The organism is Pseudomonas sp. G(2018), from assembly GCF_005502415.1.
Classification (GTDB): domain Bacteria; phylum Pseudomonadota; class Gammaproteobacteria; order Pseudomonadales; family Pseudomonadaceae; genus Aquipseudomonas.
Map to the genome: position 1 here is coordinate 113,607 of NZ_SCOO01000006.1, position 12,714 is coordinate 126,320.

The following is a 12,714-nucleotide window of genomic DNA, read 5'->3' on the forward strand; positions in this document are numbered from 1 at the left end:
AGCAGCTCCGCCACCGGGCGTTTTTGCGCCTGGAGTTGGCTCATCCAGGAGTTCGGCAGTAATGGCTATCAGTGTTTTCGACCTGTTCAAAATCGGCATCGGCCCTTCCAGTTCGCACACCGTGGGACCCATGCGGGCAGCGGCTTTGTTTGTACAAGGTTTGCGTGAACGGGGTCTGCTGGAGCAGGTGCGCAGGGTCGAAGTTCAGCTCTATGGTTCGTTGTCGGCCACCGGCATCGGTCACGGCAGCGACAACGCGGTGATCATGGGCCTGATGGGCGAGTGGCCGGATGCGATCGATCCGTCGCAAATCGGCATCCGCATCGCCACCCTGCGCGAAACCGACACCCTGTTGCTCGACGGTCGCTTGTCGGTGCCGTTCATCTGGGCTCGGGACATGCGGCTGATCGACGAAAACCTGCCGTTCCATCCCAATGCCATGACCCTGATTGTCGAAGGCGATGACGGCGAGTTGCATCGCGACACCTACTATTCGGTCGGCGGCGGTTTTGTCGTCGACGAGGCCCAGGCCTCCAGCGGTGTGGTCGACCTTGACCGCACCGTGTTGCCCTATGATTTTTCCTCTGCCGCGGAGCTGCTGGAGCTGTGCAAGAAGCACAATCTGCGCGTAGCCGAACTCATGATGGCCAACGAGAAGGTCTGGCGCAGCGAAGAGGAAATCCGCAGCGGCCTGATGAAGCTCTGGCGCGCCATGCAGGATTGCGTCGATCACGGCCTCAAGCACGAAGGCATCCTGCCCGGTGGCCTGAATGTGCGCCGGCGTGCGGCCAAACTGCATCGCAGCTTGCAGGAGTTGAACAAACCCAACGTGATCGGCTCGACCCTCAGCGCCATGGAGTGGGTCAACCTGTTCGCCCTGGCGGTCAACGAAGAAAACGCCGCCGGCGGGCGCATGGTCACGGCGCCGACCAATGGCGCGGCGGGGATCATTCCCGCGGTGTTGCACTACTTTATGAAGTTCAGCGAGGACGTGACCGACGCCAACGTCGTCGACTACTTCCTCGGTGCAGCATCGGTGGGGATTCTGTGCAAGAAGAACGCCTCGATTTCCGGTGCCGAAGTCGGTTGCCAGGGTGAAGTCGGTTCGGCCTGCGCCATGGCGGCGGCAGGGTTGGCGGAAATCCTCGGTGCCACGCCGGAGCAACTGTGCAACGCGGCGGAGATCGGCCTGGAACATAACCTGGGGCTGACGTGCGATCCGGTGGGCGGTCTGGTGCAAGTGCCGTGTATCGAGCGCAACGCGATTGCCGCGGTGAAAGCGATCAATGCGGCGCAGATGGCATTGCGCGGCGATGGCCAGCACTTTATCTCGCTGGATCGGGTGATCCGCACCATGCGTGATACCGGTGCCGATATGCATGACAAATATAAAGAGACATCGCGGGGTGGGTTGGCTGTTAGCGCGGTGGAGTGCTGATACCGCGTCGCCCTTATCGCCAGCAGGCTGGCTCCCACAGGTTTTGTGGTCGATTCAAATTTACTGTGGGAGCCAGCCTGCTGGCGATAGGGCCGGACCAGTCAAAACTGCGCGTAAACTGAACACTCGATCCAAACCGCGCCACCTTTTGGCGCGTCGCTAACAGATAAATAGCCTCACCGGCGGTGAGGTATCATAGGTTCTCTGACCGCCCGTCACCCGTGCCTGCGGTGACACTCTTTCCGGGCTGCTCGCAGCCCTGTTCCCACAAGTGCTACCGATTTGCTCACACGCAACGGGGCAGAGCGCTTGTCGCCACTGATGGCACTTATAACCCCTACTCGCCGCGCGTCATATATAGACACATTCCGACGTCGTTTTTAGGAGTTATTGAACGCACATTCAAATTTAGGCATGGCAATTGCTCTGTCATTACAAAGCCCGTCTCCCACGCGAGAACGATGGCAATAACAAGAGCCTCCGCCTGAGGCCATCACCCGCTTTGTGTGAGGAGATACCGCGATGACGACGTTCAACTCCGGGGCTCAACCCCAGAACCGTGCGCCTCAATCCATCGGCTTTCTGCTGCTGGACAATTTCACGCTGATTTCCCTGGCCTCCGCAGTCGAACCTCTGCGCATGGCCAACCAGTTGTCCGGCCGCGAGCTGTATCGCTGGACCACCCTCACCGTCGATGGCGGTCAAGTCTGGGCCAGTGACGGTCTGCAGATCACCCCCGACGCCTCCATGCACAAAGCCCCTCCGATGGACACCGTGATTGTCTGCGGTGGCATCGGTATCCAGCGCACTGTTACCCGTGAACACGTTTCATGGCTGCAAAGCCAGGCGCGTCAGTCCCGCCGCCTGGGTGCCGTCTGCACCGGCAGCTGGGCCCTGGCCTGCGCCGGCCTGCTGGACGGCTTCGATTGCAGCGTGCACTGGGAATGCCTGGCGGCGATGCAGGAAGCCTTCCCGCGGGTGGCCATGAGTACCCGCCTGTTCACCCTCGACCGTAACCGTTTCACCAGTTCCGGTGGCACCGCGCCGCTGGACATGATGCTGCACCTGATCAGCCGCGATCACGGCCGTGAACTGTCCGCCGCGATCTCGGAAATGTTCGTCTACGAGCGCATCCGCAACGAACAGGATCACCAGCGCGTGCCGCTCAAGCACATGCTCGGCACCAACCAGCCGAAATTGCAGGAAATCGTCGCGCTGATGGAGGCCAATCTCGAAGAGCCGATCGATCTGGACGAACTGGCCGTGTATGTCGCCGTGTCCCGTCGTCAGCTGGAGCGGTTGTTCCAGAAGTACCTGCACTGCTCGCCTTCGCGTTACTACCTGAAGCTGCGCCTGATCCGTGCGCGGCAGCTGCTCAAGCAAACGCCGATGTCGATCATCGAAGTGGCGTCTGTGTGTGGCTTCGTATCCACGCCGCACTTCTCCAAGTGCTACCGCGAGTATTTCGGCATTCCGCCACGTGACGAGCGCGTAGGCTCCAACACCACGCAGCAAGTGGCGATGATGCCGCTGCCGCAAGCCCTGGTGCTGTCGCCGCTGTCCGGGCCGTTGTCGGCGCTGAGCCAGGCGCGTAATGAGTCGACTTTCGCTAGCGTAAGACTCTAAAACGGAGTCGACCCCATCGCGGGCAAGCCCGCTCCCACAGGTTCCGAGTCGACGCATCAAATATGTGATCGACTTAGAACCCTGTGGGAGCGGGCTTGCCCGCGATTGGATTTAACGGGCGACGTGGCTTTGTTGGTATTCCGCCAGGGCTGGCAGCAATTGCTTGTCGATAGCCTGGCGCACAGCTGGCAGGATGGTCGCGCTGCTGGTGTACATCTGCTTGACCATGGTGCGCAGCACGATGGCCCGCTCGTTGTTCAAACCTCGCACCGCGCACTCGCAAGCCTGCTCGGCTGTGGCGCCGTTCGGCACTTGAAAGCCCAATGACTTGAGCTGGCCCAACAAGTCTTCCTGATCAATCAAATCGGCGTGCATCATGACGCAAATCCTTCTTCTGGGAATGGAGTCGTGGCTCGATTCTGGTAGGGGGGCAGGGTGGCGGCAAGGGCGATTTGTCGCAATGGCCGCATTGGCTATGAAAGCGTCGTTTTCGGGCTATTTACCCGCGAGAGGAGTCGGCACACTGGACTCAGCTCGCTTCACGAAGGTTTGGTCACCCTCGCACGGCAGCTCCTCAACAGTACCTATTGCCTCGATCCTGTCACGGCTTGATCGGGGCTTTTTTTTGTCTGTGAATCAGGGATGTATCAGGTGTTTGGAATGACGCCTTCGCGAGCTCGCTCCCACAAGGATCGCGTAAAACCTGTGGGCGCGAGCCTCCTCGCGAAGAACGATGACGCGGTTTACCTTTGCAATACCAAAATGCGCGACAACAACTCATCCCGGTCGACATAGCACCCCTGGAAATGCCGGGCACCGGTAGCGGGATCGAAGGCGTTGCGGGCGTGCAGGGTACGGCGGTTGTCGAAGCACCAGAGTTCGCCGGGGTTGAGCCTTTGCATCAGCCTGAACCGGGGCTCGCGGGTCATCGCGATAAAGCGGCGATAGGCGCGATAGAGCCTGGGCATCTGCTCCACCGACGCATCGAACGGCCCGCGCAGAAAATTCGCCATGCGGATTTCCGACACTTGTCCCAAGGCGTCCAGGGCGATGATCGGTGCAAGGCAACGGTAGTCGCTATGACGGTCCTTGTTGCGAAACTCCACGGGGATCTCGCAGAGGCTTTTGAATGACTCAGGGTCCTCCCGGCGCAAGGCGTCGGCAATGGCAAAACCGTCGACAAAAATACTCTCGCCACCCTCGGCGTCATTGACCAGGCAATGCAGAAATTGCAGTCCCGGTTGCAATTCCCGGGTCGGCAAATCGCTGTGCAACGGCAGGTTGAAAGCGGTATAGGCGTTGCTGTCGGCATCGGCTTTGGATTGCACGTTGAACAGCACGCCGAAATTGCTCTCGCGGATGAAGGAAATGCGCTGCGCGATCAGCTTCAATGAACCGGGTTCGGTGGGCACGCCACGCACTTGGGTCAGGCCGGTGTCCCGCACGGCCAGCAGCCATTGCAACAGGGCATCGTTGTCGTTCATCAGTACTCGGTACTCGAACACCGGCAACTGCAAATCGCTATGCCAAAGACTGGCTTTTGGCTTGCCTGCCAGGCGCTCGGCGCGGGATTCGTCGTCATAGGCGTGGGCACGCAACCAGCCAGGGTCGAAGCGGCTGTGGTGGCCGTCTTGCCATTGGACGCAGAGGCAACCCTCAGCGTCGATGCTGGTTTTGACGGGCAGCAGGTTTTCGGGGACATCGACGATTTCCAGCACTTGCTCGCGGGTCACCGTGTAGACGCATTGCGGGCACGGACAGTTGTCCCGCAGCCATTGATGGTGGAAGGGGCTGACGCGGTGGTCGGCCCACTTCACCAGCACACGATCCGCCATCGCCTGCACGCCTTTCAGCGCGCTGATCAACGGATAAGTACGGAAGTCGGCAAAAGCAGCGGCGGTGTTCATGCGATCTCCTTGTTATTTTTTTGGCGGTAATGCGATCACTCGGCCAACATAGGCGGGGGTTGGCAGGTCGGTCTGTTCGGCGACGATGGCTTGCAATTTGCCCAGGGTCACTGCGCTGAACGGTGTGGAACTTGGCCCGGCGAGGTCGACATGCAGCAGCATTTGCTCGTTGCCCGCCAGCTCCTTCGCGTCACCCACCAGGTGCAGGCTGTGGTAGAGGTGCAAGCGTTTGCTGTCGTGGGCGATGATCTGCGTATGCACTTCGACTTCGGCATCGAGCTTCACTTCGTGCAGGTAGTTCAGGTGCAGTTCCAGGGTGAACAGCGAGTTGCCGCTGGCTTCGCGGTTGTTGCTGTCCATGCCCAGGCGATCCATCAGCGCATCGGTGGCATAGCTGAAGATCAGCAGGTAGAACGCGTCGCGCAGGTGGCCGTTGTAGTCGACCCAGTCGGGGATGATTCTGGTTTGGTAGGTGGTGAGGGTGGGCATGATGGCTGATCCAGAACAGATTGTGATTGGAATGCCGTCATCGCCAGCAGGCTGGCTCCCACATTGGAATGCATTCTCCTGTGGGAGCCAGCCTGCTGGCGATGGGGCCAGTCCTGATAGTCGATTACTCGCTAAACGCCATCCCATGTTTCTCTTTGGTGGTCTTCACCGCCTCCAGCACCGCCAGCAGGCAGTCATCGCGATAACGCTCCAGCGCCGAAATGCTGTGCTTGCCCAACTGATCGCTGGTGCCATCCACCACATCGTCGATCAGTTTGTCGGTCAGTTCCGGCGCCGGCAGGTAGGTCCACGGCAACTGCAGGGCCGGGCCGAACTGTGCCATGAAGTGACGCATGCCGGCATCGCCACCGGCCAGAGTGTAGGTCAGGAATGTGCCCATGAACGACCAGCGCAGACCGGCGCCAAAACGGATCGCGTCATCGATTTCGCCGGTGGTCGCCACGCCGTCATTGACCAGGTGCAACGCCTCGCGCCACAACGCTTCGAGCAAGCGGTCGGCGATGAATCCCGGCACTTCCTTGCGTACGTGCAGCGGGCGCATGCCGAGGGATTCGTAGACTTTCATCGCCGCCTGCACGGCTTCTGGGGCGGTGTTCTTGCCGCCGACCACTTCCACCAGAGGCAGCAGATAAACCGGGTTGAACGGGTGCCCGACCACACAGCGTTCCGGATGGGTCGAACTCTCGTAGAACTCGCTCGGCAACAGGCCTGAAGTACTGGAACCGATCAAGGCGTCGGGCTTGGCTGCGGCGCTGATTTTGCTGTGCAGTTCCAGTTTCAGTTCGAGGCGTTCAGGGGCGCTTTCCTGGATGAAATCGGCGTCGCGAACACATTCTTCGATGGTGGTGACAAAGCGCAGGCGATCCTGCGAGGCACCTGGCGCCAGGCCTTGTTTCTCCAGCGCGCCCCAGGCGTTGGCAACGCGTTTGCGCAGGGCGGCTTCAGCACCGGGCGCCGGATCCCAGGCCACCACGTCGAGGCCGTGGGCAAGGGCGCGGGACACCCAACCGCTGCCGATGACACCGCTGCCCAGGGCTGCGAAGGTTTTGATTTCGGTGATAAAGCTCATGGTGATTTCCTAAAGGATTCGGTGATGTCCTTGTGGGAGCGAGCAGGCTCGCTCCCACAGGGGTAAAGAATGAGTCGTGATTAGCCGCGCTGTTTCAGGCCCATTTTCTTGCGGCCTTCAGCCGGGGTGAGCACCCGGGCACCGAGGCGGCTGAGGATTTCGCCGGCGCGCTCGACCAGTTGGCCGTTGGTCGCCAGAACGCCCTTGTCCAGCCACAGGTTGTCTTCCAGTCCGACACGCACGTTGCCGCCGAGCAGCACGGCCTGCGCGGCCATCGGCATTTGCATGCGACCGATCCCGAAGCCGGCCCAGACCGCATCGGCTGGCAGGTTGTCGACCATGGCTTTCATGGTTGTGGTGTCAGCCGGGGCGCCCCACGGGATGCCCAGGCAGAGCTGGAACAGCGGGTTGTCGAGCAGGCCTTCCTTGATCATCTGTTTGGCGAACCACAGGTGACCGGTGTCGAAAATTTCCAGCTCGGCCTTCACGCCCAGCTCTTGAATGCGTTTGGCGCCGGCACGCAGCTGCGCCGGGGTGGACACATAAATGGTGTCGCCATCGCCGAAGTTCAGGGTGCCGCAATCGAGGGTGCAGATTTCCGGCAGCAGTTCTTCGACATGGGCCAGACGGGTCAGCGGGCCGACCAGGTCAGTGTTCGGGCCGAATTCCATCGGGTTCTCGCCCGCGCCGATTTCCAGGTCGCCGCCCATGCCGGCGGTGAGGTTGACGATGATGTCGACGTCGGCTTCGCGGATGCGTTCCATCACTTCGCGGTACAGCGCCACGTCGCGGCTGAACTTGCCGGTTTGTGGGTCGCGAACGTGGCAGTGAACCACAGTGGCGCCGGCCTTGGCGGCCTCTACGGCGGCGGCAGCGATTTGTTTCGGGGTGACCGGCACGTGTGGGCTCTTGGCGGTCGTGTCGCCAGCACCGGTGAGTGCGCAGGTGATGATGACGTCGTGGTTCATTTTTCGGTTCCTTGCAGGCGTAGTGGTCCCGTTCGCAGCCCGGTCGGGCTGCGAATCGGTGGTTCGATTGAGGGTTATTTGCTGGTCAGCTTCAGGTTTTCAGCCGCCGGCTTGCCATCGAAGGTGGTCACGCCTTCGAGCCAGCGCTGCTTGTCTTGCGGGTGATCCTTGAGCCACTGTCTGGCCGATTCGAAGGCGTCCTTGTGATCCAGCAGCGGCTGCATCATCCGGCTCTCGTCTTCGGCGGTGAAGGTCAGGTTGCTAAGCAGTCGGCCAATGTTCGGGCACTGCTCGGAATACTTCGGCGCGGTGACGGTCCAGACCGTGGCCATGCCTTCGTTCGGGCCGAGGGCGTCTTCACTGCCGGTGAGGTAAGTCATCTGCACGTTGACGTTCATCGGGTGCGGCGCCCAGCCGAAGAACACTACGGCTTCCTTGCGGCGCACTGCGCGATCCACCGCGGCGAGCATGCCGGCCTCGCTGGATTCGACCAGCTGGAACTTGCCGAGGCCAAACTGGTTCTTGGTGATCATCGCCTTGATCTGGGTGTTGGCGCCCGAGCCAGGCTCGATGCCGTAGATCTTGCCGCCCAGCTCTTTTTCGAACTTGGCAATGTCGGCGAAGGTTTTCAGACCCTTGTCGGCGAGGTAGGTCGGAACGGCAAGGGTGGCGCGGGCGTCTTTGAGGCTTGGTGCTTCAAGCACTTTGACCTGATTGGCGTCGACGAACGGGGTGATGGTCTGGGTCATCAGCGGGTTCCAGTAACCCAGGAACAGGTCCAGGCGCTGATCGCGGATGCCGGCGAAGATGATTTGCTGGGAGGCGCTGGTTTGTTTGGTGCTGTAGCCGAGGCCGTCGAGCAATACCTGGGTCATTGCACTGGTGGCGATAACGTCAGTCCAGTTCACTACGCCCATGCGCACGTTCTGGCACGACGCAGGTTCGGCTGCCATGACACTGGCGCTCAGCAAAGCGGTACCGCTGAGTGCAAGAACACAGCTGCTGATCAGTCGTTTCATCTCAGGATTCCTCGGCAGTTTCGTTGTTGTGGGTCCGGTCGTCTTTGTGCGCCGGTGATGTCACGTTACGCAGCAAATCAGCCATGAAAGCGCACTGCGGCGACCGACTCTTGCACTGCAGCGACCTGCCCTCTTGAATGCCGCCTGCAAGTGGCGTATCAACGTCGACACGCTACCCGTCCTCTGGTTATCCGGCTTTTCGTTACCTGGCTTTTCGTTACTTGCCTATCGAGTACACTCCATGTCCCAGGATTTCTATTTCTTGTTGATGCCGGGTTTCTCGGCCATTGGATTTATCTCGGCCATCGAGCCGTTGCGGGTCGCCAATCGCTTTCGCGGCGAGCTTTATCGCTGGCATGTATTGAGTGCCGATGGCGGGGCGGTGCTGGCCAGTAACGGCATGTCGGTCAACGCCGATGCGGCGCTGGAGCCGCTGAAGAAAGGCGCGACGCTATTGGTGGTCGCCGGCTTCGAACCGCTGAAGTTCGCCACCCCGGCCCTGGAGCACTGGCTGCGTCGTCTGGACAACGAAGGCGTGACCCTTGGCGCCATCGACACCGGCAGTTTCATCCTCGCCGAAGCCGGTCTGCTCGATGGCCACCGCCTGACCCTGCACTGGGAAGCCATCGATGCCTTCAAGGAGTCCTATCCGCAGCTCAGCGTCACCCAGGAACTGTTCGAGATAGACCGTCGACGCATCACCTCCGCCGGCGGTACCGCATCGATCGATTTAATGCTGGATCTGATCGCCCAGGCCCATGGCCCGGAACTGGCGATCCAGGTCAGCGAACAGTTCGTGCTGGGCCGCATCCGCCCGCGCAAAGACCACCAACGCATGGAAGTCGCCACGCGCTACGGCATCAGTAACAAGAAATTGGTGCAAGTGATCGGCGAGATGGAGCAGCACAGTGAACCGCCGCTGAGCACGCTGGAACTGGCAGAATCGATCAAAGTGACGCGCAGGCAGCTTGAACGGCTGTTTCGCCTGCATCTGAACGACACGCCGAGCAATTTCTACCTGCGGCTGAGGTTGGAAAAGGCGCAGCAGTTGTTGCGTCAGACCGATATGAGTGTGCTGGAAGTGAGTATTGCCTGCGGCTTTGAATCGCCGTCGTATTTCACCCGTAGCTATCGAGCGAAGTTCGAGCGGTGCCCGAGGGAAGACCGGCGGACCGCCAAGGTATAAAACCCCGAGAAACCTGTGGGAGCGAGCAGGCTCCCCACAGTTGATCTGCTTTGTCTGGAGGACGGGGATTACTTTTTCGATAGCGCCGAACACGCCGTTTTGTAAGCCTCATGCTGATACTTGTTCAGCGTCCCCGGCAGCTCAAAACCGTGCTTCTTGGCCTGCGCATTGATGGTCTGCGGCGACAACAATGTCACCTCGCAACTCTCCAGCAACTGGAACACACCCTCGATCTTGAACGTCGTCGGCCCACCCGCGAATTCGCCTTTCTTGCTGCGCTTTTTGATCGCGATCCGATCTATCGAATTCTCGCGAACAAACGACGCGACCTGAGCAGCAAAGACTTTGACATTGGCGGCCTCGTCGTCATCGTCCAGGGCGATTTTCTTGGTGGCGAGCGCGACGTGGCTCAGAGCCGAACCATCAAGGGCGGCCACGGCAATGATTGCTTCGCTGCCTTTGATTTCGATGCCGCAGATTTTCATGTCGATCCCTTTCACAGCCTAAAGCTCAAGTTGATTAGCGGTAATACCAAACGCCGCTGCTATTTTTTCGCGGGCGGCTTTCCGGGGCTTCGCAACGGTCTCTTGCTGGGCGAAGGCCGGTTGAGAAATGCCCATGCGTTTGGCCACTTCATCCTGTGTAAGGTTCAAGTGTTCGCGCCATGCGCGTACTGGTAGCGCGCCATCGACAATGCGGCTGACTACGTCGTGAGGGATCATCATGTTTTCCATCCTTTGCATTTACTCCTGCCCAATCGACTCCAAAAACTCCGACCGCTCATCACTGATCCGCGCCACGCAATCATTTTGCGCAATGGTGAATGCCTTACTGCCTGCCGTGGCCGGGAAGGCTTCGACGGCGCAGTCGGCGTCGCGGGTTTTCAGCCATTGTTGCTGGGCGGTCTTGAGTTTGGCGGTGATGTCGGCCAGTTGCGACGGGTTCTTGCCATAGAGCGACTGCATGCGCTCGTTCAGGCTTTTGTAATTTTCGCTCAGCAGGTCTTCGGCGGTGGTTCTGCTGAAGGCGGAGCATTCCAGGGTCTGGACGTCGTTTTCGACTTTGTCGCAGGGGTTGTCGTCGGATTCTTCCGCTGCGTGTACGCCGGTCGCAATCAGTGCCAAAGCCAGGAAGATCGATTTCATTTACGTCACCACCCCTTATTCGAGTAAAGCATCCAGTGAAGCATTCTTATGATGCGGCGAATTCTGGCCCATGCGGGCGGCCTTGAACAGGTCGCGGATTGTGCCTGGCGACGACCCTTTGTCGCGGATTGACGCTTTCGGCAAACCCCCTGTCGTTTTTGCACCCGGTTGCTCCGGTCCTCAGGCATATGCTGGCCCCAAAGCGCCGGCAGACGATTCGGCGCATGAATCGCTAATAAGGGGACAGCCTGATGAGCCCAGCCGAATTGCACGCCGACAGCATCGTTATCGACGGGTTGATTATTGCCAAGTGGAACCGCGAGCTGTTTGAAGACATGCGCAAGGGCGGTCTGACCGCGGCCAACTGCACCGTGTCGGTGTGGGAGGGCTTCCAGGCCACCGTCAACAACATCGCCGCCAGCCAGAAACTGATCCGCGAGAACAGCGACCTGGTGATTCCGGTGCGCACCACCGCCGATATCCGTAAAGCCAAAGAGCAAGGCAAGACCGGCATTCTCTTCGGCTTCCAGAATGCCCATGCCTTCGAAGACCAGATCGGCTATGTCGAGGTGTTCAAGCAGCTCGGCGTCGGTATCGTGCAGATGTGCTACAACACCCAGAACCTGGTCGGCACCGGCTGCTACGAGCGCGATGGCGGCCTGTCGGGCTTCGGTCGTGAAATCGTCGCCGAGATGAACCGTGTCGGCGTGATGTGCGACCTGTCCCACGTCGGCTCCAAGACGTCCGAAGAAGTCATCCTCGAATCGAAGAAACCGGTCTGCTACTCCCACTGCCTGCCGTCGGGTCTCAAAGAGCACCCGCGCAACAAGTCCGATGAAGAGCTTAAGTTTATTGCTGACCACGGTGGTTTCGTCGGCGTGACCATGTTCGCACCGTTCCTGGCCAAGGGCATCGATTCGACCATCGACGACTACGCCGAAGCCATTGAATACACCCTGAACATCGTCGGCGAAGACTCGATCGGTATCGGCACCGACTTCACCCAGGGTCATGGCCAGGACTTCTTCGAATACCTGACCCACGACAAGGGCTACGCCCGCCGTCTGACCAGCTTCGGCAAGATCATCAACCCGCTGGGCATCCGCACCGTGGGCGAGTTCCCGAACCTGACCGAGACCTTGCTCAAGCGTGGCCATTCCGAGCGCGTGGTGCGCAAGATCATGGGCGAGAACTGGGTGAACGTCCTGAAAGACGTCTGGGGCGAATAAGCCGCCGCACCCCTGAATCCTTTCCCCCGGCCGTCCGTGCCGGGGGCAACACCAAAATTTTTCTGGAGTTAAGTTTCCATGGCCAAGATCGCCCCGCAATTGCCTATCGAAGTCGACAGCGAAACCGGTGTCTGGACCTCCGACGCCCTGCCGATGCTGTACGTGCCGCGTCATTTCTTCGTCAACAACCACATGGGCATCGAGGAAGTGCTGGGCGCCGAAGCCTATGCCGAAATCCTCTACAAGGCCGGCTACAAGTCCGCCTGGCACTGGTGTGAAAAAGAAGCCGAATGCCATGGCCTGGAAGGCGTCGCGGTGTTCGAACACTACATGAAACGCCTGTCGCAACGCGGCTGGGGCCTGTTCAAGATCCAGGACATCGACCTGGACAAGGGGACGGCCAGCGTCAAGCTCGAGCATTCGGCGTTCGTCTACGTGTACGGCAAGGTCGGACGCAAGGTCGACTACATGTTCACCGGTTGGTTTGCCGGCGCGATGGACCAGATCCTCGCCGCTCGCGGCAGCAAGATCCGTACCGTGGCCGAGCAAGTCTACGGTGGCTCCGAAGAGGGCCACGAAGACGGCTTATTCATCGTCAAGCCGTTGTAAGTCGAGGA

13 protein-coding genes and 1 pseudogene are annotated in these 12,714 nt (G+C 60.0%); 5 read left to right on the forward strand and 9 right to left on the reverse strand.

Annotated elements, in window-relative coordinates:
* The first annotated feature begins 61 nt into the window (after positions 1-61).
* On the forward strand, positions 62-1,438 hold the full coding sequence (locus FFS64_RS08355; RefSeq protein ID WP_137804974.1) for an L-serine ammonia-lyase: 1,377 nt from the start codon (positions 62-64) through the stop codon (positions 1,436-1,438).
* Positions 1,439-1,960: 522 nt separating this feature from the next.
* Positions 1,961-3,064 carry a GlxA family transcriptional regulator gene (locus FFS64_RS08360; RefSeq protein WP_007975492.1) on the forward strand — a complete coding sequence of 368 codons (1,104 nt, stop codon included), beginning with the start codon at positions 1,961-1,963 and terminating at the stop codon, positions 3,062-3,064.
* Between the two features lie 111 nt (positions 3,065-3,175).
* Here the strand turns inward: FFS64_RS08360 and FFS64_RS08365 are convergent, their stop codons facing one another.
* The 6 genes from FFS64_RS08365 to FFS64_RS08390 all read right to left on the reverse strand — a co-directional run bounded on the left by FFS64_RS08365 (position 3,176) and on the right by FFS64_RS08390 (position 8,537).
* Positions 3,176-3,442 carry a hypothetical protein gene (locus FFS64_RS08365; RefSeq protein WP_137804975.1) on the reverse strand — a complete coding sequence of 89 codons (267 nt, stop codon included), beginning with the start codon at positions 3,440-3,442 and terminating at the stop codon, positions 3,176-3,178.
* Positions 3,443-3,807: 365 nt separating this feature from the next.
* On the reverse strand, positions 3,808-4,971 hold the full coding sequence (locus tag FFS64_RS08370; protein WP_137804976.1) for a gamma-butyrobetaine dioxygenase: 1,164 nt from the start codon (positions 4,969-4,971) through the stop codon (positions 3,808-3,810).
* Positions 4,972-4,983: 12 nt separating this feature from the next.
* A complete protein-coding gene (locus FFS64_RS08375) occupies positions 4,984-5,460 on the reverse strand; it encodes a thioesterase family protein (protein ID WP_137804977.1) in 477 nt (158 codons plus the stop codon).
* A 124-nt stretch (positions 5,461-5,584) separates the two neighbouring features.
* Entirely contained in the window at positions 5,585-6,550 is a 966-nt protein-coding gene (locus tag FFS64_RS08380; RefSeq protein WP_137804978.1) for an L-carnitine dehydrogenase, read from the reverse strand.
* A gap of 80 nt (positions 6,551-6,630) precedes the next feature.
* On the reverse strand, positions 6,631-7,518 hold the full coding sequence (locus FFS64_RS08385; protein WP_095195952.1) for a 3-keto-5-aminohexanoate cleavage protein: 888 nt from the start codon (positions 7,516-7,518) through the stop codon (positions 6,631-6,633).
* A gap of 74 nt (positions 7,519-7,592) precedes the next feature.
* Positions 7,593-8,537, reverse strand: a complete 945-nt coding sequence (locus tag FFS64_RS08390) for a choline ABC transporter substrate-binding protein (RefSeq protein ID WP_137804979.1) — start codon at positions 8,535-8,537, stop codon at positions 7,593-7,595.
* Between the two features lie 241 nt (positions 8,538-8,778).
* Between FFS64_RS08390 and FFS64_RS08395 the strand changes: the two genes are divergently transcribed.
* A complete protein-coding gene (locus FFS64_RS08395) occupies positions 8,779-9,723 on the forward strand; it encodes a GlxA family transcriptional regulator (protein ID WP_137804980.1) in 945 nt (314 codons plus the stop codon).
* Positions 9,724-9,791: 68 nt separating this feature from the next.
* Here FFS64_RS08395 and FFS64_RS08400 read toward each other — a convergent pair whose 3' ends face one another.
* From FFS64_RS08400 to FFS64_RS08410, 3 genes and pseudogenes are all read right to left on the reverse strand, one after another.
* Positions 9,792-10,208, reverse strand: coding sequence for a DUF3010 family protein (locus tag FFS64_RS08400; RefSeq protein ID WP_137805080.1), 417 nt, complete (start codon positions 10,206-10,208; stop codon positions 9,792-9,794).
* Positions 10,209-10,226: 18 nt separating this feature from the next.
* A pseudogene (locus FFS64_RS08405) lies at positions 10,227-10,448 on the reverse strand (helix-turn-helix domain-containing protein); the annotation flags it as partial.
* 18 nt (positions 10,449-10,466) lie between these two features.
* Positions 10,467-10,868, reverse strand: a complete 402-nt coding sequence (locus FFS64_RS08410; protein ID WP_137804982.1) for a lysozyme inhibitor LprI family protein — start codon at positions 10,866-10,868, stop codon at positions 10,467-10,469.
* Between the two features lie 251 nt (positions 10,869-11,119).
* Between FFS64_RS08410 and FFS64_RS08420 the strand changes: the two genes are divergently transcribed.
* Together FFS64_RS08420 and FFS64_RS08425 are read left to right on the forward strand one after the other, a co-directional pair.
* The gene (locus FFS64_RS08420) at positions 11,120-12,097 is read left to right on the forward strand and encodes a dipeptidase (RefSeq protein ID WP_008019494.1); all 978 of its coding nucleotides are present in this window, start codon (positions 11,120-11,122) and stop codon (positions 12,095-12,097) included.
* A 78-nt stretch (positions 12,098-12,175) separates the two neighbouring features.
* Positions 12,176-12,706, forward strand: coding sequence for a DUF5943 domain-containing protein (locus tag FFS64_RS08425; RefSeq protein ID WP_007975505.1), 531 nt, complete (start codon positions 12,176-12,178; stop codon positions 12,704-12,706).
* Positions 12,707-12,714 lie beyond the last annotated feature (8 nt).

Bases quoted from the DNA above. Each gene is read 5' to 3' on its own strand.
- FFS64_RS08355 (WP_137804974.1), top strand. From the start codon at position 62: ATGGCTATCAGTGTTTTCGACCTGTTCAAAATCGGCATCGGCCCTTCC.
- FFS64_RS08360 (WP_007975492.1), top strand. From the start codon at position 1,961: ATGACGACGTTCAACTCCGGGGCTCAACCCCAGAACCGTGCGCCTCAA.
- FFS64_RS08365 (WP_137804975.1), bottom strand. From the start codon at position 3,442: ATGATGCACGCCGATTTGATTGATCAGGAAGACTTGTTGGGCCAGCTC.
- FFS64_RS08370 (WP_137804976.1), bottom strand. From the start codon at position 4,971: ATGAACACCGCCGCTGCTTTTGCCGACTTCCGTACTTATCCGTTGATC.
- FFS64_RS08375 (WP_137804977.1), bottom strand. From the start codon at position 5,460: ATGCCCACCCTCACCACCTACCAAACCAGAATCATCCCCGACTGGGTC.
- FFS64_RS08380 (WP_137804978.1), bottom strand. From the start codon at position 6,550: ATGAGCTTTATCACCGAAATCAAAACCTTCGCAGCCCTGGGCAGCGGT.
- FFS64_RS08385 (WP_095195952.1), bottom strand. From the start codon at position 7,518: ATGAACCACGACGTCATCATCACCTGCGCACTCACCGGTGCTGGCGAC.
- FFS64_RS08390 (WP_137804979.1), bottom strand. From the start codon at position 8,537: ATGAAACGACTGATCAGCAGCTGTGTTCTTGCACTCAGCGGTACCGCT.
- FFS64_RS08395 (WP_137804980.1), top strand. From the start codon at position 8,779: ATGTCCCAGGATTTCTATTTCTTGTTGATGCCGGGTTTCTCGGCCATT.
- FFS64_RS08400 (WP_137805080.1), bottom strand. From the start codon at position 10,208: ATGAAAATCTGCGGCATCGAAATCAAAGGCAGCGAAGCAATCATTGCC.
- FFS64_RS08410 (WP_137804982.1), bottom strand. From the start codon at position 10,868: ATGAAATCGATCTTCCTGGCTTTGGCACTGATTGCGACCGGCGTACAC.
- FFS64_RS08420 (WP_008019494.1), top strand. From the start codon at position 11,120: ATGAGCCCAGCCGAATTGCACGCCGACAGCATCGTTATCGACGGGTTG.
- FFS64_RS08425 (WP_007975505.1), top strand. From the start codon at position 12,176: ATGGCCAAGATCGCCCCGCAATTGCCTATCGAAGTCGACAGCGAAACC.